The organism is Streptacidiphilus anmyonensis (assembly GCF_000787855.1).
GTDB lineage: Bacteria > Actinomycetota > Actinomycetes > Streptomycetales > Streptomycetaceae > Streptacidiphilus > Streptacidiphilus anmyonensis.
In genome coordinates this window covers 135,352-151,869 of the sequence record NZ_BBPQ01000008.1, presented here as the reverse complement: position 1 = coordinate 151,869, position 16,518 = coordinate 135,352, and the positions used below count along the sequence as shown (strand labels likewise).

At 72.7% G+C, this 16,518-nt stretch carries 14 protein-coding genes; 7 read left to right on the top strand and 7 right to left on the bottom strand.

What is annotated here, in order from left to right; genetic code table 11:
- Window positions 1-136: 136 nt before the first annotated feature.
- Window positions 137-1,138, top strand: coding sequence for an extracellular catalytic domain type 2 short-chain-length polyhydroxyalkanoate depolymerase (locus TR50_RS11410; RefSeq protein WP_152648352.1), 1,002 nt, complete (start codon window positions 137-139; stop codon window positions 1,136-1,138).
- 45 nt (window positions 1,139-1,183) lie between these two features.
- On the opposite strand, the gene TR50_RS11405 is transcribed toward TR50_RS11410, so the two are convergent.
- On the bottom strand, window positions 1,184-2,305 hold the full coding sequence (locus TR50_RS11405; RefSeq protein WP_042418700.1) for a sensor histidine kinase: 1,122 nt from the start codon (window positions 2,303-2,305) through the stop codon (window positions 1,184-1,186).
- Window positions 2,298-3,011, bottom strand: a complete 714-nt coding sequence (locus tag TR50_RS11400) for a response regulator transcription factor (protein ID WP_042418697.1) — start codon at window positions 3,009-3,011, stop codon at window positions 2,298-2,300. Before TR50_RS11400 ends, TR50_RS11405 begins: the two co-directional genes overlap by 8 nt.
- An 87-nt stretch (window positions 3,012-3,098) precedes the next feature.
- Here TR50_RS11400 and TR50_RS11395 point away from each other — a divergent pair, with 87 nt between their 5' ends.
- Entirely contained in the window at window positions 3,099-4,214 is a 1,116-nt protein-coding gene (locus TR50_RS11395) for an endonuclease/exonuclease/phosphatase family protein (protein ID WP_084700117.1), read from the top strand.
- Here the strand turns inward: TR50_RS11395 and ligA are convergent.
- Together ligA and TR50_RS11385 are read right to left on the bottom strand one after the other, a co-directional pair.
- Window positions 4,204-6,348, bottom strand: a complete 2,145-nt coding sequence (ligA, locus tag TR50_RS11390; protein ID WP_439654212.1) for an NAD-dependent DNA ligase LigA — start codon at window positions 6,346-6,348, stop codon at window positions 4,204-4,206. The genes TR50_RS11395 and ligA overlap by 11 nt on opposite strands.
- 41 nt (window positions 6,349-6,389) lie before the next feature.
- Window positions 6,390-7,313, bottom strand: a complete 924-nt coding sequence (locus TR50_RS11385) for a 5'-3' exonuclease (protein ID WP_042418946.1) — start codon at window positions 7,311-7,313, stop codon at window positions 6,390-6,392.
- A 252-nt stretch (window positions 7,314-7,565) separates the two neighbouring features.
- Between TR50_RS11385 and TR50_RS11380 the strand changes: the two genes are divergently transcribed.
- Window positions 7,566-8,480 (top strand): oxidoreductase, encoded by a 915-nt coding sequence (locus TR50_RS11380; RefSeq protein WP_042418689.1) that lies wholly within the window; start codon window positions 7,566-7,568, stop codon window positions 8,478-8,480.
- 45 nt (window positions 8,481-8,525) lie between these two features.
- On the opposite strand, the gene TR50_RS11375 is transcribed toward TR50_RS11380, so the two are convergent.
- From TR50_RS11375 to TR50_RS11365, 3 genes are all read right to left on the bottom strand, one after another.
- Window positions 8,526-10,727, bottom strand: coding sequence for a S9 family peptidase (locus TR50_RS11375; RefSeq protein ID WP_084700115.1), 2,202 nt, complete (start codon window positions 10,725-10,727; stop codon window positions 8,526-8,528).
- Between the two features lie 59 nt (window positions 10,728-10,786).
- Window positions 10,787-11,515 carry a gamma-glutamyl-gamma-aminobutyrate hydrolase family protein gene (locus TR50_RS11370; protein ID WP_042418687.1) on the bottom strand — a complete coding sequence of 243 codons (729 nt, stop codon included), beginning with the start codon at window positions 11,513-11,515 and terminating at the stop codon, window positions 10,787-10,789.
- 121 nt (window positions 11,516-11,636) lie between these two features.
- Entirely contained in the window at window positions 11,637-12,413 is a 777-nt protein-coding gene (locus TR50_RS11365) for a FadR/GntR family transcriptional regulator (RefSeq protein WP_084700113.1), read from the bottom strand.
- Between the two features lie 82 nt (window positions 12,414-12,495).
- Between TR50_RS11365 and TR50_RS11360 the strand changes: the two genes are divergently transcribed.
- From TR50_RS11360 to TR50_RS11345, 4 genes are all read left to right on the top strand, one after another.
- The gene (locus TR50_RS11360) at window positions 12,496-13,869 is read left to right on the top strand and encodes a glutamine synthetase family protein (protein WP_042418683.1); all 1,374 of its coding nucleotides are present in this window, start codon (window positions 12,496-12,498) and stop codon (window positions 13,867-13,869) included.
- Between the two features lie 12 nt (window positions 13,870-13,881).
- Complete coding sequence (locus TR50_RS11355) at window positions 13,882-15,261, top strand: aldehyde dehydrogenase family protein (protein WP_042418938.1); 1,380 nt, start codon at window positions 13,882-13,884, stop codon at window positions 15,259-15,261.
- Window positions 15,262-15,269: 8 nt separating this feature from the next.
- On the top strand, window positions 15,270-16,061 hold the full coding sequence (locus tag TR50_RS11350) for a 3-oxoacyl-ACP reductase (RefSeq protein ID WP_042418679.1): 792 nt from the start codon (window positions 15,270-15,272) through the stop codon (window positions 16,059-16,061).
- Window positions 16,062-16,151: 90 nt separating this feature from the next.
- Window positions 16,152-16,517 carry a hypothetical protein gene (locus TR50_RS11345; RefSeq protein ID WP_042418677.1) on the top strand — a complete coding sequence of 122 codons (366 nt, stop codon included), beginning with the start codon at window positions 16,152-16,154 and terminating at the stop codon, window positions 16,515-16,517.
- The last annotated feature ends 1 nt before the right edge of the window (window position 16,518 follow it).

The window sequence follows — 16,518 nt, the reverse complement described above, 5'->3', positions numbered from 1 at the left end:
GGGCGAACAGCAGAACCAATCAATCGATTGGTTGGAACGCGTCCACGGGAACCGCGACGAAGGAGTCCGCGTGCCAAGGAAGCTCCGCTCTCTGCTCAGCCCTGCCCGCCCTGCCCACCCGGTCCGCCCTCTCCGCTTGCGCCTGCGCACGATGGCCGCCGTCCTCGCGGCGGCGGCCCTGGCCACCCTCGGTCTCGCCGCGCCTACGCGGGCCGAGGCCGACGCGCCGCCGTTGCCGCGTCTGAACATCACCGCCGACTACGTCACCGGCGTCTCCTCCGGCGGTTTCATGGCCACACAGCTCCAGGTCGCCTACTCGGGCACCTTCCGCGGCGTCGGCGTCATCGCGGCCGGGCCCTACGACTGCGGCCAGGGCGACGTGATCCAGTTCGCCACCTGCGATCTCGGACTCGGCGTCGGCACGCTCGAACGGCAGGCCGCGACCTGGGCGGCGCAGGGCCTGATCGACCCGCTCGCCAACCTCGACGGACTGCCCGTCTACACCTACCACGGCACCCTGGACCCGATCGTCAACCCGCTGGTCTCCGCGGCGGGCGTCGACTTCTACCGGCACTTCGGCGCGGTGACGACCACTCACGACTGGGACCCGGCCGGCCACTCCTGGCCCACGCCCGACGGCGTCGTGCCCTGCCCGCTGACCTCGCCGCCGTTCCTCAACGACTGCGGTGACGATCCCGAGGGCGAGATGCTCACCGCGTGGCTCGGCCAGGTGAACCCGCCCAACACCGGCGCCCCGCGCGGGACCCTCGTCCACTTCGACCAGAACGCCTACGTCCCGGGCGGCTACGGACCCTTCCTGTCCATGGACACGACCGGCCAGCTCTACGTCCCGCCCGCGTGCGCCTCGGGCGCGCCGTGCCGCCTGGTCGTCGCCCTGCACGGTTGCCTCTCCGCGCAGCAGCTGCTCGGCACGGCCTTCGCCGACCACGGGAACCTCGACACCTACGCCGACACGAACGACCTCGTGATCCTCTACCCGCAGGCGATCTCGAGCCTCCTGCCCGTCAACCCGCAGGGCTGCTGGGACTGGTTCGGCTACGACGGACCCGACTTCGCGGTCAAGTCCGCCCCGCAGATGCGCGCCGTCGTCGCGATGGTCCACGCCCTCGGCGGCTGAGGCGGGCTGCTGCCGTCTCCTGTCGTCACGTCGAGGTACCTGACGTCACGTATCCGCGCGCTGCGGGTCGGCCGCGGGCAGCTCGACGGTGACGCGGAGCCCGCCGACGGGGCGTGGGGTGACGGTGAGCGTTCCGTCGTGCGCCTGCGCGATGGTCCGGACGATGGCCAGGCCGAGGCCCACGCCCGCGTGGTCGCTGTGCACGCGCTCGGTGCCCCGCCGGAACGGCTCGGTGAGCGTCGCGGCCAGCTCCGGGGGCACCCGCTCGCCCGTGTTCTCGACGGTGAGCACCGCACCGCCGTCAGCGCGGACGTCGGTGCTCACCCACACGAGGCCCTGCTCGGGCAGATTGTGGACGATCGCGTTGTGCACCAGATTCACGGTCAGCTGCTGGAGGAGCGCGTGCGAACCGCGCACGGGCGTGATCTCGCCGCAGGTCTCGAGGGCGACGCCGCGCTTCTCCGCGAGGGGCAGCAGCGTCTCGGCGGCCTCCTCGGCCACCAGGGACAGATCGACGTCCTCGCGCTGGAAGGACCGCTGCTCCGCGCGGCTGAGCAGCAGCAGCGCCTCGGTGAGGTCGATCGCGCGGGTGTTGACGGCGTGCAGGCGGTCGAGGACTTCGCCGACGTCGCGGTCCGGATCGGCGCGGGCGACGTCGAGAACGGCCTTCGAGATCGCCAGCGGCGTGCGCAACTCGTGCGAGGCGTCGGCGGCGAACCTCCGCTGCTCGCCGACGTGGGCTTCGAGCCGTGCCAGCATGGTGTCGAAGGCGTCGGCGAGTTCGCGGAACTCGTCCCTGCGGCCCGGCAGCCGGATCCGGTGGGAGAGCGACCCGGTCGCGGCCAGGCGCGTCGCGTCGGTGACGCGGGACAGCGGCGCGAGCATCCGGCCGGCGAGGATCCACCCTCCCACGAGGCCGAACGCCAGCAGGAACGCCAGAACCGCCGCCGCCCTCGGCGCGAACACGTGCAGCAGGCTGGACCGGACGGGAAAGACGGCGGTGATGGGTGCGCCGGTGGAGCCGGGGACGATGAAAGCGCGCTCGGGGACGTAGCGGAGCAGGAAGACCCACACGGCCGCGAGCAGCAGGGCACCGGCCAGCATCAGGAACCCGGCATAGCTGAGCGTGAGTCTCAGACGGACGCTCGGACCCGGCCGCCTATCCACGTCCGCTCCGTTCCCGCCCGGGTCCGGGTGGTGCGTCGGTGCGGTCGGTGCGGTCGATGCGGTATCCGACGCCCGGCACGGTGGCGATGATCCACGGTTCACCGAGACGCTTGCGCAGCGCCGAGACGGTGATGCGCACGGCGTTGGTGAAGGGGTCGGCGTTCTCGTCCCACGCGCGTTCCAGCAGCTCCTCGGCGCTGACGATGCCGCCCTCCGCGGCGACGAGGACCTCGAGCACGGCGAACTGCTTCCGGGTGAGCGCGACGTAGCGGCCGTCCCGGTAGACCTCGCGGCGGAAGGGGTCCAGCCGCAGGCCCGCGATCTCCCGCACGGGCGGTCGGCTGTGGGCGCGCCTGCGGTCGAGCGCACGGAGCCTGAGCGCGAGCTCCTGGAGTTCGAAGGGCTTGGTGAGGTAGTCGTCCGCGCCGAGCTCGAAACCGGAGGCCTTGTCGTCGAGGCGGTCGGCCGCGGTGAGCATGAGGATCGGCATGCCGCTGCCCGAGGCGACGATGCGCCTGGCGATCTCGTCACCGGACAGCCCGGGGATGTCGCGGTCGAGGACGGCGATGTCGTAGGCGTTGACGCCGAGCAGCTCCAGGGCGGTGTCGCCGTCACCCGCGATGTCGGCCGCGATCGCCTCCAGGCGCAGGCCGTCGCGGACGGCCTCGGCCAGAAAGGGTTCGTCCTCGACGATCAGCACGCGCATGCACTCGATGCTACGAGTCGGCGCATATCGTCGACGTATCGGGAATCCCATACGTCCCGACAACACCGCCTCGCGTCGACTGGTGGCATGAGCCACCCCCTGCCATCAGCACGGACGACAGAAGCCTCGGAGACAGACGCCTCGGAGACAGGCGCCTCGGAGACAGTCAATCCGGAGACCGGCGGCGGGGGCCGGCGTGCCCGCGTCCGCCGTGCGGTACGCACCGTCTCGCGGCCGGAGCCCTGGAAGCGCGGCAAGCTGCTCGTGGCGTCGGCGTTGCTGCTCGGGCTGCTCATGCTGCTGCACGCGGAGATCCCCAACCGGTGGAGCGGGAACCTCGGCAGCCTGGTGGAGACCCTGCTGCCGTGGTTCGGCGTCTGCGTCCCGGTGCTGCTGGCGGCGGCGCTGTGGCGCCGCTCCGCCTCCGCGCTGGTCGCGCTGCTGCTGCCGGTCCTGGTGTGGTTGAACCTCTTCGGCGGGCTGCTCGAGGACAAGGCCCGCCCGGGCGGCGACCTCACCGTCGCCGAGCAGAACGTCAACGCCGGCAATCCCGACCCGGCCCGCACCGCACGCGACCTGGCCGCCTCCGGCGCGACGGTGCTGGCTCTGGTGGAGCTGACCCCGCAGTCGGCGCCGCTGTACGAGAAGGGCTTGGCGGGAACGTACCCCTACCGCACGGTCCAGGGCACGGTCGGACTGTGGAGCAAGCTGCCGTTGTCGGACACCCAGCAGATCGACATCGTGGACTACGGGCCTCTGGCGGCGACCAAGGCCGCCGACAGGAAGGCGGCCGCGAACCGTGCGCTGCGCACCACCGTGGCCACCGACCACGGGCCGCTGACCGTGTACGTGGCCCATCTGGGGTCCGTCCGCCTGATGCCCAGGGGCGGCTACTGGACAGTCTCGCGGAACATCGGCGCGCAGGCGCTCGGCAGGGCGATCGCCGCCGATCCGAGTCGCCGGGTCGTGCTGCTCGGCGACCTCAACGGCACCACGGACGACCGGGCGCTCGCCGCGCTCACCGCACAGCTCCACTCGACCCAGGCCACGGCCGGGGACGGCTTCGGCTTCACCTGGCCGGCGCAGTTCCCGGTGGTGCGGATCGACCAGATCCTGGTCCGCGGCGTCACACCGAAGAGCTCGCGCGTCCTGCCGGCCGACGGCAGCGACCACCTGCCGGTGGCGGCCGCGATCAGCTGGTGAGATCAGCGAGGCGCTGGGCGAACTCCTCGGGTGTGAGGGTTTCGATGCCCAGGGCCTTTGCCTTGTCGAGCTTGCTGCCGGCCTTGTCTCCGGCGACGACGAGGTGGGTGCGGGCGGAGACGCTGGAGGACGCGCGGCCTCCTGCCCGGGTGATCAGTTCGCTCATCTCGGTGCGGGAGAGGTCCGCGAGCGGCCCGGTCATCCCGCCCGTCACCACCACGGTCATCCCGGCCAACGGCAGCGCGCCTCCCTTCTCGGCGCTCGTCTGCGTCTGCGCCTGCGTCTCCGTCTGCGTCTCCGCCTCCGCGTCGGCATCGGGGTCTGCGGGAGCGGGCGGGACGAAGCCGGGCTGCTCCATGTTCACGCCTGCGGCGACGAGCTTGTCGACGAGCGGGGCGAGCTCGGCCAGCTCCGCCACGATGACGGGGGCTTTCTCGCCGCCGATCCCGTCGACCTGCTCCAGGGCGACCGCGTCGGCGGCGCGGACGGCCTGCATGGAGCCGAAGTGCGCGGCGATGCGCAGCGACATGGAGCGGCCGGTGCCGAGGACGCCGAGGGCACAGAAGACGCGGTTGAGCGGCTTGGTCTTCGCCGTCTCGATGGCGGCCAGCAGATTGTCGGCGCTCTTGTCGCCCATGCGATCCAGGGTGAGCAGCTGGTCGCGGGTGAGGGTGAACAGGTCGGCGAAGTCCTCGATCAGGTTCCTGTCGACGAGTTGGACGATGATCTTCTCGCCGAGGCCGTCGACGTCGAGCGCGTCGCGGGCGACGGCGTAGCGGATGGCCTCGACCTGGCCGCAGGCACGTCCGCGCGCGCAGCGCCAGCGCTCCTGGCTGCGGTCGATGTCCGAGCCGCAGCGCGGGCAGCGTTCGGGGAAGGCGATCGGCTGCTCGTCGCCCGTGCGCAGACTGGTGACCGCCCCTTCGACGCGAGGGATGACCTCGCCGGCGCGGTAGACGGTGACGTGGTCTCCGAGCATCAGGCCGCGGCGGGTGATGTCGGCCGGGTTGTGCAGGGTGGCGTAGGTGATGGTGGTGCCGGCGACGTCGACGGGGTCGAGGACGGCGCGCGGGGCGATCACCCCGGTGCGGCCCACACTCCACTCCACGGCGCGGAGCACGGTGATCTTCTGGGCGGCCGGGAACTTGAAGGCGGTCGCCCAGTGCGGAGTCCGCGAGCCCGTGCCCGCCCGGCCCTGGTCGGCGGGGCCGTCGGCCTTGACCACGGCTCCGTCGAGTTCGAAGTCGAGCTCCGCGCGCAGGGCGCCGATCTGACGCACCCGCTCCATCACGTCGTCCAGGGTCGTGCAGGCCGTCGTGGCGACGGGCGTGCCGGACGTGGTTCCCAGGCCGAGGGCGGTGAGGCGGGCGATGAGCCGGGTGTGCGTGAGCCCGGCGAGGGTGGGGTCGCTGGTGTGCTCGGTGTCCGTCAGCGCGGCGTAGGCGAAGAAGGTCTGCGCGATCCGGTAGGCCCGGTCCTTGGCGCGCAGCGAGCCCGAGGAGGCGTTGCGGCGGTTGGCGAAGGCCGTGGCTCCGTGCGTGGTCCGCTGCTCGTTGGCGGCGGTGAACTGGGCTTCTGTCATGAGGACTTCGCCGCGGACCTCGATCGTGAGCGGCTCGCTCAGGGTCGTCGGGAGGCCGGTGATGTCGTCGATGGCGTGGGAGACGTCCTCGCCGGTGGTCCCGTCGCCGCGGGTGACCAGCTGCACCAGTCGGCCGTCGCGGTAGCGGGCCGCCAGGGCGACGCCGTCGAGCTTGGGCTCGACGGCCCAGCCGGCCACCGCCTCCCCGCCCAGCCGTCGTTCCAGGGACCCGGCCCAGGCGGAGAGCTCCTCGCCGGAGAAGACGTTGCCCAGGCTCAGCATCGGCACGGTGTGGGCGACGTCGCCTGTGGTCACGCCCGCTGCGACCTGCTGGGACGGGGAGCCGGCCGCGATCTGCCCCGGGTGCGCGTCCTCCCAGGCGGTGATGCCGCGCAGCAGCCGGTCGTAGGCGTCGTCGTCCATGCCCGACTCGCCGGAGCCGTAGTAGGCGTCGGCGGCCTTCCGTGCCTGCGCGACGGCGTCAAGGTAGGCGGCCTCATCGGCAAGGTCGACAGCGGGCGCGGATACGGAAGGCTTCGTCATGCTGCTCATTGTGGTGACTGCCACTGACAGCGCCGTCGGCGGCGGGTTCGTCAGCTGTGCTTTCCGTGCTGCGCGAGGGCGTCGACGACGCGTTGGAGGGAGCTGCCGAGGCCCCAGCGGGAGGCGAGGGACTCCAGGGCCATCGGGTCGAGGGGCTCGGTGGGCAGGGTCGGGTCGACGTCGGGGAGGCGGATGTCGGTGGCGACGCGGACGACCTCGGGGGCGACGGCGAGGTAGTCGGCGGCCTCGATGATGCGCTTGCGCTGGGTCGGGGTGAGCTTGGCGGCGGGGTCGAGGGCGGCGGCCTGGATGCCGGCGAGGTCGCCGAACTGGGTGAGCAGCTTGGCGGCGGTCTTCTCGCCGACGCCGGGGACGCCGGGAAGGCCGTCGCTCGGGTCGCCGCGCAGGGCGGCGAGGTCGGCGTACTGGGCGCCGGCCACCGCGTACTTCTCCATCAGCAGGGCGTCGTCGGTCAGTTGGAGGGTGCCGACGCCCTTGAGCGGATACAGCACGCGCACCTGGCGGGCGTCGTCGACGAGTTGGAAGAGATCCCGGTCGCCGGTGACGACGTCGACGGGGCCGGCGGCACGCGCGGTGAAGGAGCCGATGACGTCGTCCGCCTCGTAGCCCGGGACGCCGACGCGGGCGATGCCGAGGGCGTCGAGGACGGCGGTGATGACGGGGATCTGCGGGGAGAGGCTGTCCGGGGTCTCCTCCTCCCCGGCCTCGGCGAGGGCCGGGTCCTCGGCGACGCGGTGGGTCTTGTAGCTGGGGATGAGGTCGACCCGCCACTGGGGGCGCCAGTCCGCGTCCATGCAGGCCACGAGCTGGTCGGGGGCGTGGTCCGCGACGAGCCGGGCGATGAAGTCGAGCAGGCCGCGCACCGCGTTGACCGGCTCGCCCTGCGGGGAGCGGACCGAGTCGGGCACGCCGAAGTAGGCGCGGTAGTAGAGGCTGGCGGAGTCCAGCAGCATCAGCGTGGGCGCAGCGGCGGCGCCCGGCGCGGTTCGGCTCATGGGCTCATCTTGCCGTACCCCGCCGACAGGACCGCGCTGGACGCGGCCTGAGCTGCACTGGACCGCCTGCTTGACACCTCCTGCCTGGCACCGCCTGCGAGCCGCCGTGCTTGACACCGCGTGGAGGTGGGAGCACTATCGGGCGCAGCCCAGTGTGAACAGTGTTCACTTTCTCGCATCCCGAATCGTCCCGAATCCGGAGGGCCCGCGATGGCCTGGAATGCAGCCGACGTCCCCGACCAGACCGGCCGGGTGGCCGTCGTCACCGGCGCCAACAGCGGCCTCGGACTGGAGACGGCCAAGGTGCTGGCCGCGCGCGGCGCCACGGTCGTGCTCGCCTGCCGCGACCCGAAGCGCGCCGCCGCCGCGGCCGAGACGGTCGGCCGGCAGGGCGGCGGCAAGGCGGAGCTGCTCGCGCTCGACCTGGCCTCGCTCGCCTCCGTGCGCCAGGCGGCTGCCGAGCTGCGCGAGCGCTTCGACCGGATCGACCTGCTCGTCGACAACGCCGGGGTGATGTTCCCGCCCTACGGCAGGACCGCCGACGGCTTCGAACTCCAGCTCGGCACCAACCACCTCGGGCACTTCGCCTTCACCGGCCTGGTGCTGGACCGGCTGCTGGAGGTGCCGGACTCGCGGGTCGTCGTCGTGGCGAGCCTTGCGCACCAGTTCGCGCGCGGCGGGGTGAACTTCGACGACCTGCAGTCCGAGCGGGGCTACAACCGCATCACCGCCTACGGCCGGTCCAAGCTGGCCAACCTGCTCTTCGCCTACGAGCTGCAGCGCCGCCTCGACGCCGCGGGTGCGCGGACCGTCGCCGTCGCGGCGCACCCCGGCTACTCCAGCACCGAGCTGACCCGGCATCTGCCCGCGTGGATGCAGCCCGCCAACCGGGTCCTGGTCGAGCCGTTCTTCGCGCAGCCCGCCGAACAGGGCGCGCTGCCCTCCCTGCGCGCCGCGACGGACCCGCAGGCGCAGGGCGGGCAGTACTACGGCCCGAGCGGCTTCCAGCAGATGCGCGGCGCGCCAAAGCTGGTCCGGTCCACCCCCGCCTCCTACGACACCGCCGCGCAGCAGCGGCTGTGGACGGTGTCGCAGGAGCTCACCGGGGTGACCTTCCCGGTGTGACCTCGTCGGGTCCGGAGGGGGGCGGCCCGGACAGGGGAAGGGCCGTCAGACCAGCTCGGGGCGCTGCCACTCCTCGCCCAACACGTGGTGGGCGAGGAAGGCCAGCACCGTGCTGTACCAGACCTTGGCGTTGTTGGGCTTGAGGACCCAGTGGCCCTCGTCGGGGAAGTACAGGAACTTCGCCGGCACATCGAACCGGGTCAGGTCGCTCCACAGCGCGATGGCCTCGTTGATCGGCACCCGGTAGTCCTTGTCGCCGTGCACCACCAGCATCGGCGTGCGGATCTTCGCGGCGTGCCGGTGCGGCGAGGTGTCCTCGTAGCGCTGCCGCTGCGTCAGCGGGTCACCGAAGTGGCGCCGCCAGTAGAACGGCGCGTCGGTGGTGCCGGCGAAGCCGTCCAGGTTCCACAGGCTCGCGTGGGTCACGATGGCCTTGAACCGGTCCGTCCGGGTGGCGATCCAGTTGGCCATGTAGCCGCCGAACGACCCGCCCATCATCGCCGTACGGCCCGCGTCCACGTCCTCGCGCGCCAGGGCCGCGTCGGTCAGCGCCATGACGTCCCGGTACGGCGCGCCGCCCCAGTCGCCCCAGCCGCGGGCGTGCATGTGCTGGCCGTAGCCGGTGGACAGGGCCGGGTCCGGCAGCAGCACGGCGTAGCCGGCCGCGGCGGCGACCCACGGGTTCCAGCGCCAGGTCCAGGCGTTCCAGCTCATCTGCGGGCCGCCGTGGACCCACAGCAGGAACGGCGCGGGGTCCGTGGCGGAGGCGCCCTGCGGCAGGACCAGCCAGGCACGCAGCGGCTGCCCGTCCTCGGCGGTGGTCTCCACCTCGACCAGGCGGCCGGGCACCGCGCCGACGTCGCCCGGCGCGGGCAGCACCGTCGGGGTCTGGTCCGGCAGCGCGGCGTCGAGGCGGACCGGCGTGGGCGGGGAGTCGATCGCGCTGCGCAGCGCGAACAGGGTCGATCCGTCAGGGGAGACGCGGAGGTGGGTGTAGGCCCCGGAGACGTCCGTGGCGGTCAGCCGGGTGAGCGTGCCGTCGGCGGTGTCGAGGCGGAAGATCGGCGAGCGGCCCAGCTGGTCGGCGACGAAGTACACGACGGTGTCGCCGGCGACGGGCGAGACGGTCACGCCGCCGGGCCACTCGTCGAAGCCCGGCGCGGCGTCGTGGCCGAGGTCCTGCGCGTCCGAGACGTCCGGGACCAGCCAGAGCGAGGTGTCGCTGCTCGCGTCCCAGTCGCCGGGCGTGGAGCGCAGGCAGAACAGCGAGCGGGAGTCTGCGGTGAACACCGGGTCGCCGAACTGCCCGTCGGGGGAGCCGATCCGGCGCAGTTCCTTGCCGGTGGCCGCGTCGGCGATCACGATCGCGTCGCGGAACTCGCCGCCCGGATAGGGCGTCAGGACGCCGAAGGCGACCAGCGAGCCGTCGGGCGAGAGCGCCACGCTCGGATCGTAGGTCTGCGTGGGACCGCAGTCGACGACCGGCAGGGCGGTGGTCCCGGACGTGTCGGCGGCGGAGTCGGTCGAGCCGGCGGAGCCTGCGGCGTCGAGGTCGGCGCCGGAGAGCGTGAAGGCGTGCGGGGTGTCCGGGCCGAGGTCGTGGTCCCAGTAGCGCACCAGCGCGGTCTCGTGCAGGACCGCCGAGACCTTCGCCTCCTTGCGCGCCTTGCGCAGCTTCGTGTCGTCCTCGGCGTCGGCGGCGCCCGGCAGCAGACCGGAGACGAGGGCGATCCGGTCGGCCGCGCGGGCGGCGGCGTAGGCGCCGACGCCGCCCGGACGGGTCAGCAGGCGACGTGCCTCGCCGCCGTCCGCCGGCAGCGCCCACAGCGCCGCCTCCGAGTCCTCCGGCTCGTCCTTGCCGGGGTCGGCGACCGGCCGGGTGGAGAGGAAGAGCAGCGTCCCGTCGGCCTGGAAGCCGGGCGAGGACTCGCCCTTCGCCGAGCGGGTCAGCCGCCGCGCGGGTCGCTCGCCCTGCGGGTCGAGCTCCCACAGGGCGGAGACGTACCGGGTGCGGTCCGTGGAGAGCTCGGCGACGGAGACGACGAGCCGGCTCCCGTCGGGCGAGAGCTCCAGCGCGCCGACGCGGGGGACGGCGAGGTAGGCGTCGAGCGAGTGGAACGGGGTGGCGGGGGCGGTCGCGCCGGACGCTTCGGCGGGGCCGGACGGCTCGGCCGGGCCGGTCGGGCTGGACGGTGACGGCGATTGCGACTGCGCTGCGCCGCTGTCGGTGCTGTTGGTCGTCGGCATGCGGACAGTCTGGTCCGCCCGGACCGGCCTGGCGAGGCGGTTTCGGAGTTTCCCCGCGATCAGTGTGCGGTCGCCGCGGCGACCAGGGCCTGGGCGAGTCGCGGGTCGTCGTCCTGCTCCGGGTGCCACTGGACGGCCAGGAGGAAGGGCGAGTCGGCGGCGACCGCCTCCAGGGCCTCGATCGTGCCGTCCGGGGCGTACGCGGAGGCGCGCAGGCCCGTGCCGAGCGTCGCGACGCTCTGGTGGTGGTAGGTGGGGACGTCGAGCTTCTCGGTGCCGAGGATCCCGGCGGTGCGGGTGTCCGGCACGGCGGAGACGATGTGGCGGCCGTAGACGCCGGGGACGGGCGAGTGATCCTTGCTGCCGCCCAGCACGTCGGGCAGATGCTGCGTCAGGGTGCCGCCGAGCGCCACGTTCAGGAGCTGCATGCCGCGGCAGATGCCGAGCAGCGGCACGCGCTGCTCGATGGCGGCGTGGATCAGCGCGGACTCCCAGGCGTCGCGGGCGAGGGAGTCGGCGTCCGGGGTCTGCGTGTGCGGATCGGCGGGCGCGCGGTAGCGCGCGGGGGCCACGTCCGGTCCGCCGGCGATGACGACTCCGTCGAGCCGCGAGACCGCCTCGGCGGCGGCGTCCGGCGCCTCGTCCGGCGGCAGCATGGCTACGAGCCCCCCTCCGGCCCGCACCAGCGCGGCGTACTGCCGCGGGAGCAGCTCCGCGGGGGCGTCGTGCCAGACGCCCCAGGAGGCGTGCGAGACATACGTGGTGACACCGATCAGCGGGCGTGGCACGAGAGGACCTCCGTCAGTCGAGGGATGAGGGTTGTTGCACGTGGCCCAGGGCGAGTGGCCCCACGCGGCGGAGCCGCAGGTTGGCAGAGCCTCGCGTCCCTGAGGGGCCGCAGGGTCGCCGTCATGAGAGGAACCCGCGGAGCAGGGCGGCTGTGCCGGCGAGGTGTTCGTGCATGGACGCGCGGGCGCGCGGGCCGTCGCCGGAGAGGATGGCGTCGACGAGTTCCTCGTGTTGGCGCTGCGAGTGCTGCAGGTTCGGGGGCAGCAGCGGGATGCAGTCCAGCAGGTCGTTGACCGTCGCACGGACCGCCGCGTACTGCGCGGCGACGGACGGGCTGCCGCTGAGCTCGGCGATGGCGAGGTGGAGGCGGGTGTCCAGGCGGCGGTACTCCTCCAGCGACGCCGCGCCCGTCTCCGCCAGCAACTGCCGCAGGCGGTCCGCCTCCGCGCCGCTCGGTGTGCGCTCCGCGCACAGCTCGGCCGCGCCCAGCTCCAGGACCTGACGGAACAGCAGGGTGTCCTCCAGGCGGTCGCCCAGCTCCTCCACGCGACGGCGCAGCTCCTCGCCGCCGCTCGCGGCGGCGGGCGAGGGCGCGGGCGCGAGGACGAACGCGCCGCCGTAGCGGCCGCGGCGGACCTCCAGGACGCCGGCGTCCTGCAGCACCTTGAGGGCCTCGCGCAGCGTGACCCGGCTGATCTGCAGGCGGTCGGCGAGCTCGCGTTCGGGCGGCAGGCGGTCGCCGACCGGGACCAGGCCGAGCCGGATCAGCTGAAGCACCTTCTCGACCGTCTCCTCGAAGGTGTTGCCGGAGCGGACAGGCCGCAGCACGGCGGCGTACGGATCCGCATCGCCGGCCGTCTGGGCCGCCGCCTCGCTCGACGCGCCATTTTCGATCATGGCACCCCCTTCCCTTCCAATGGTACAAGGCCATACCTTTAAAGCGCCCGACCCGGTCCAGATGCACCCGGAGGCACTACTCATGACTTCTCACGCGCCCGCCCGCCGGGGACTGCTGAGCCTCGACGCGCTGCGCGATCTCATCGCGTCAGGAGAGATCCACACCGTAGCCGTGGCCTTCACGGACATGCAGGGCAGGCTGCAGGGCAAGCGCTTCGCGGCCGGCCACTTCCTCGACGAGGTCGTCGCACACGGCACCGAAGGCTGCGCCTACCTGCTCGCCGTCGATGTGGAGCTCAACACCGTCGACGGCTACGCGATGGCCTCCTGGGAGAGCGGCTACGGCGACTTCGTCCTCCAGCCCGACTTCCGCACGCTGCGCCGCCTGCCCTGGCAGCCCGGCACCGCGCTGGTCACCGCCGACCTGGCCTGGGAGGACGGCACGGCCGTCGCCGCCTCGCCGCGCCAGATCCTGCGACAGCAGCTGGACCGGCTCGCCGAGCTCGGGCTGACCGCCTGGGCCGGGACCGAGCTCGAGTTCATCGTCTTCCGCGACACCTACGAGCAGGCGTGGGAGCGCGGCTACCGCGGGCTGACGCCGGCCAACCAGTACAACGCCGACTACTCGCTGCTCGCCACCGCCCGGATCGAGCCGCTGCTGGCCCGGATCCGCAACGAGATGGGCGCGGCCGGCATGGTCGTCGAGTCGGCGAAGGGGGAGTGCAACCTCGGCCAGCACGAGATCGCCTTCCGCTACGACGACGCGCTGACCACCTGCGACCAGCACAGCGTCTACAAGACCGGCGCCAAGGAGATCGCCTCGCAGGAGGGCATGGCGCTCACCTTCATGGCGAAGTACAACGAGCGCGAGGGCAACAGCTGCCACGTGCACCTCTCGCTGCGCGACGCCGACGGCCGGGCCGCCTTCGCCGACGGAAAGGGCCACATGAGCGACCTCATGCGGCACTTCCTCGCCGGTCAGCTCGCCGCCATGCGCGAGCTGACGCTGCTCTACGCTCCCAACATCAACTCCTACAAGCGGTTCCGCCCCGGCTCCTTCGCCCCGACCGCGGTGGCATGGGGCCGCGACAACCGCACCTGTTCGCTCCGCGTCGTCGGCCACGGGCCCTCGCTGCGCTTCGAGAACCGCGCGCCCGGCGGCGACGTGAACCCCTACCTCGCCGTCGCCGCGATGATCGCCGCCGGCCTGCACGGCGTCGAGCAGCGCCTCGAACTGCCCGAGCCCTGCACCGGCAACGCCTACGAGGCCGACTACGCCCACCTGCCGACCACCCTGCGGGAGGCGGCCGAGCTGTGGGCGGGCAGCGACCTGGCCAAGGCGGCCTTCGGCCCCGAGGTCGTCCAGCACTACGCCAACATGGCGCAGGTCGAGCAGGACGCCTACGACACCGCCGTCACCGACTGGGAGCGCTACCGCTCCTTCGAGCGCATGTGAGCCGTGAAGAAGATGACTGACGTTCTCTCCGATGTTCTGCGGGTATTGAATCCCGCCACCGAGGAGCTTGTCGCCGAAATCCCGACCACGTCATCCGAACAGGTGGACGCCGCGGTCGAACGTGCCGTGAAGGCCCAGGAGAGCTGGGTCTCCTTCGCTCCCGGCGACCGCGCCCGGCTGCTGCGGCGCTTCGCCGACGGCGTGGACGCGGCGGTGGACGAGCTCGCCGACCTGGAGGTCACCGAGGCGGGCCACACCCTCGGCAACGCCCGCTGGGAGGCGGGCAACGCCCGTGACCTGCTCGAATACGCCGCCGGCGGGATCGAGCGGCTGATGGGCCGCCAGATCCCCGTGGCCGGTGGCCTCGATGTCACCTTCCACGAGCCGATCGGCGTCGTCGGCGTCATCGCGCCGTGGAACTTCCCGATGCCCATCGCCGCCTGGGGCGTCGCCCCCGCGCTGGCGGCCGGGAACGCCGTCCTGCTCAAGCCCGCCGAGACCACCCCGCTCACCGCGCTGCGGCTGGAGCGGATCGCCCTGGACGCCGGACTGCCCGAGGGCCTGTTCCAGGTGCTGCCGGGCCACGGCCGGATCACCGGGCAGGCGATCGTCGACCACCCCGGCGTGCGCAAGATCGTCTTCACCGGCTCCACCGGCGTCGGCAAGCAGATCATGGCCCGCTGCGCCGACCGCCTGAAGCGGGTCACCCTCGAACTCGGCGGCAAGAGCCCCAACATCGTCTTCGCCGACGCCGACCTGGCCCGCGCCGCCGCCGCCGCGCCCATGTCCTTCCTGGACAACAGCGGACAGGACTGCTGCGCCCGCACCCGCATCCTGGTCCAGCGCGAGGTCTACGACGAGTTCCTCGACCTGGTCGCCCCCGCGATCGAGGCCGTCCGCGTCGGCGACCCGCGCGACGCGGCCACCGAGATGGGCCCGCTCATCTCCGCCGTCCAGCGCGAGCGCGTCCGCTCCTACCTGACCGAGGACGTGCCCGTCCTCGCCCAGGGCAGCGCCCCCGAGGGCCCCGGCTTCTGGCAGGCCCCGACCCTGCTCGCGCCGACCGACCCGGGCAGCCGGGCCGCCACCGAGGAGATCTTCGGCCCGGTCGCCGTCGTCCTGCCCTTCACCGACGAGGCCGACGCGTTGCGCCTGGCCAACGCCACCCGCTACGGCCTCTCCGGTTCCCTCTGGACGCGGGACATCGGCCGCGCGCTGCGCATGGCCCGCGGCGTCAACGCGGGCAATCTGTCCGTCAACTCGCACAGCTCCGTGCGCTACTGGACGCCCTTCGGCGGCTTCGGCGAGTCGGGGCTCGGCCGCGAGCTCGGCCCGGACGCGCTCGCGCACTTCACCGAGACCAAGAACGTCTTCATCAGCACCGAGGAATAGGAAGAGCCGTGACCAACCAGCAGGAAGAGATCGTCTGCCGCCGCCTGGTCGGCCGCACCGCCGTCGTGACCGGCGCCGGCTCCGGCATCGGCCTGGCCACCGCGCGCCGTCTGGCCTCCGAGGGCGCGAACGTGGTCTGCGCCGACGTCGACGAGACCGCCGGCAAGGCGGCGGCCGAGGAGGTCGGCGGCACCTTCGTCCAGGTCGACGTCACCGACGCCGAGCAGGTCGAGGCGCTGTTCAAGACGGCCTTCGACACCTACGGCAGCGTCGACATCGCCTTCAACAACGCCGGCATCTCGCCGCCCGACGACGACTCCATCCTCACCACCGGCCTCGACGCCTGGCGCCGGGTCCAGGAGGTCAACCTCACCTCCGTCTACCTGTGCTGCAAGGCCGCGCTGCCGTACATGCAGCGGCAGGGCAAGGGCTCGATCATCAACACCGCGAGCTTCGTGGCCAAGATGGGCGCGGCCACCTCGCAGATCTCCTACACCGCCTCCAAGGGCGGGGTGCTGGCGATGTCCCGCGAGCTCGGCGTGCAGTTCGCCCGCGAGGGCATCCGCGTCAACGCGCTCTGCCCGGGCCCGGTCAACACCCCGCTGCTCCAGGAGCTGTTCGCCAAGGACCCGGAGCGCGCCGCGCGCCGCCTGGTGCACATCCCCGTCGGCCGCTTCGCGCACGCCGAGGAGATCGCCGCCGCGGTCGCCTTCCTCGCCAGCGACGACTCCGCCTTCATCACCGCCGCCGAGTTCCTCGTCGACGGCGGCATCTCCGGCGCGTACGTGACGCCGCTGTAGGCCCGGGGCCTCCGGATCCGTCACCTGGGACGGTGGCTACAATCGCCGCCGTCCCAGGTTCGGTAAAGGAGAGGTAAGAGGCGCACGACGATGGCATCGGACAGCAACAGACCCGCCCGCAAGAGGTCCCAGGCCGTCACCCTCACCGTCGTGGGCTCCCTGGCGCTCGCGCTCACCTCGTGCTCCGGTCACGCCGACGAGCGGTGCGTCGACACGACGAACTACAAGACCGTGGCGGACAAGCTCTGCAACAACGCCGCCGGCCACGGGTACGCCGACACCGACCGCTACCAGTGGTACGCGGCCGGGGGCGACTCCACCCACGTCCACGGCTACCACCGCTCCTACGGCTCCGGCTCGCGCGGCAGCGGCGGCAGCGACGACGGCAGCGGCTCCGGCCACGGCATCAGCCGGGGTGGCTTCGGCGGCCACGGCGACGGTTCGGGCGGGGGCTGAG

Bases quoted from the DNA above. Each gene is read 5' to 3' on its own strand.
- TR50_RS11400 (WP_042418697.1), bottom strand. From the start codon at position 3,011: ATGCGCGTGCTGATCGTCGAGGACGAACCCTTTCTGGCCGAGGCCGTC.
- TR50_RS11395 (WP_084700117.1), top strand. From the start codon at position 3,099: ATGAGCCACCCCCTGCCATCAGCACGGACGACAGAAGCCTCGGAGACA.
- ligA (WP_439654212.1), bottom strand. From the start codon at position 6,348: ATGAGCAGCATGACGAAGCCTTCCGTATCCGCGCCCGCTGTCGACCTT.
- TR50_RS11385 (WP_042418946.1), bottom strand. From the start codon at position 7,313: ATGCTGCTGGACTCCGCCAGCCTCTACTACCGCGCCTACTTCGGCGTG.
- TR50_RS11380 (WP_042418689.1), top strand. From the start codon at position 7,566: ATGGCCTGGAATGCAGCCGACGTCCCCGACCAGACCGGCCGGGTGGCC.
- TR50_RS11375 (WP_084700115.1), bottom strand. From the start codon at position 10,727: ATGCCGACGACCAACAGCACCGACAGCGGCGCAGCGCAGTCGCAATCG.
- TR50_RS11365 (WP_084700113.1), bottom strand. From the start codon at position 12,413: ATGATCGAAAATGGCGCGTCGAGCGAGGCGGCGGCCCAGACGGCCGGC.
- TR50_RS11360 (WP_042418683.1), top strand. From the start codon at position 12,496: ATGACTTCTCACGCGCCCGCCCGCCGGGGACTGCTGAGCCTCGACGCG.
- TR50_RS11355 (WP_042418938.1), top strand. From the start codon at position 13,882: ATGACTGACGTTCTCTCCGATGTTCTGCGGGTATTGAATCCCGCCACC.
- TR50_RS11345 (WP_042418677.1), top strand. From the start codon at position 16,152: ATGGCATCGGACAGCAACAGACCCGCCCGCAAGAGGTCCCAGGCCGTC.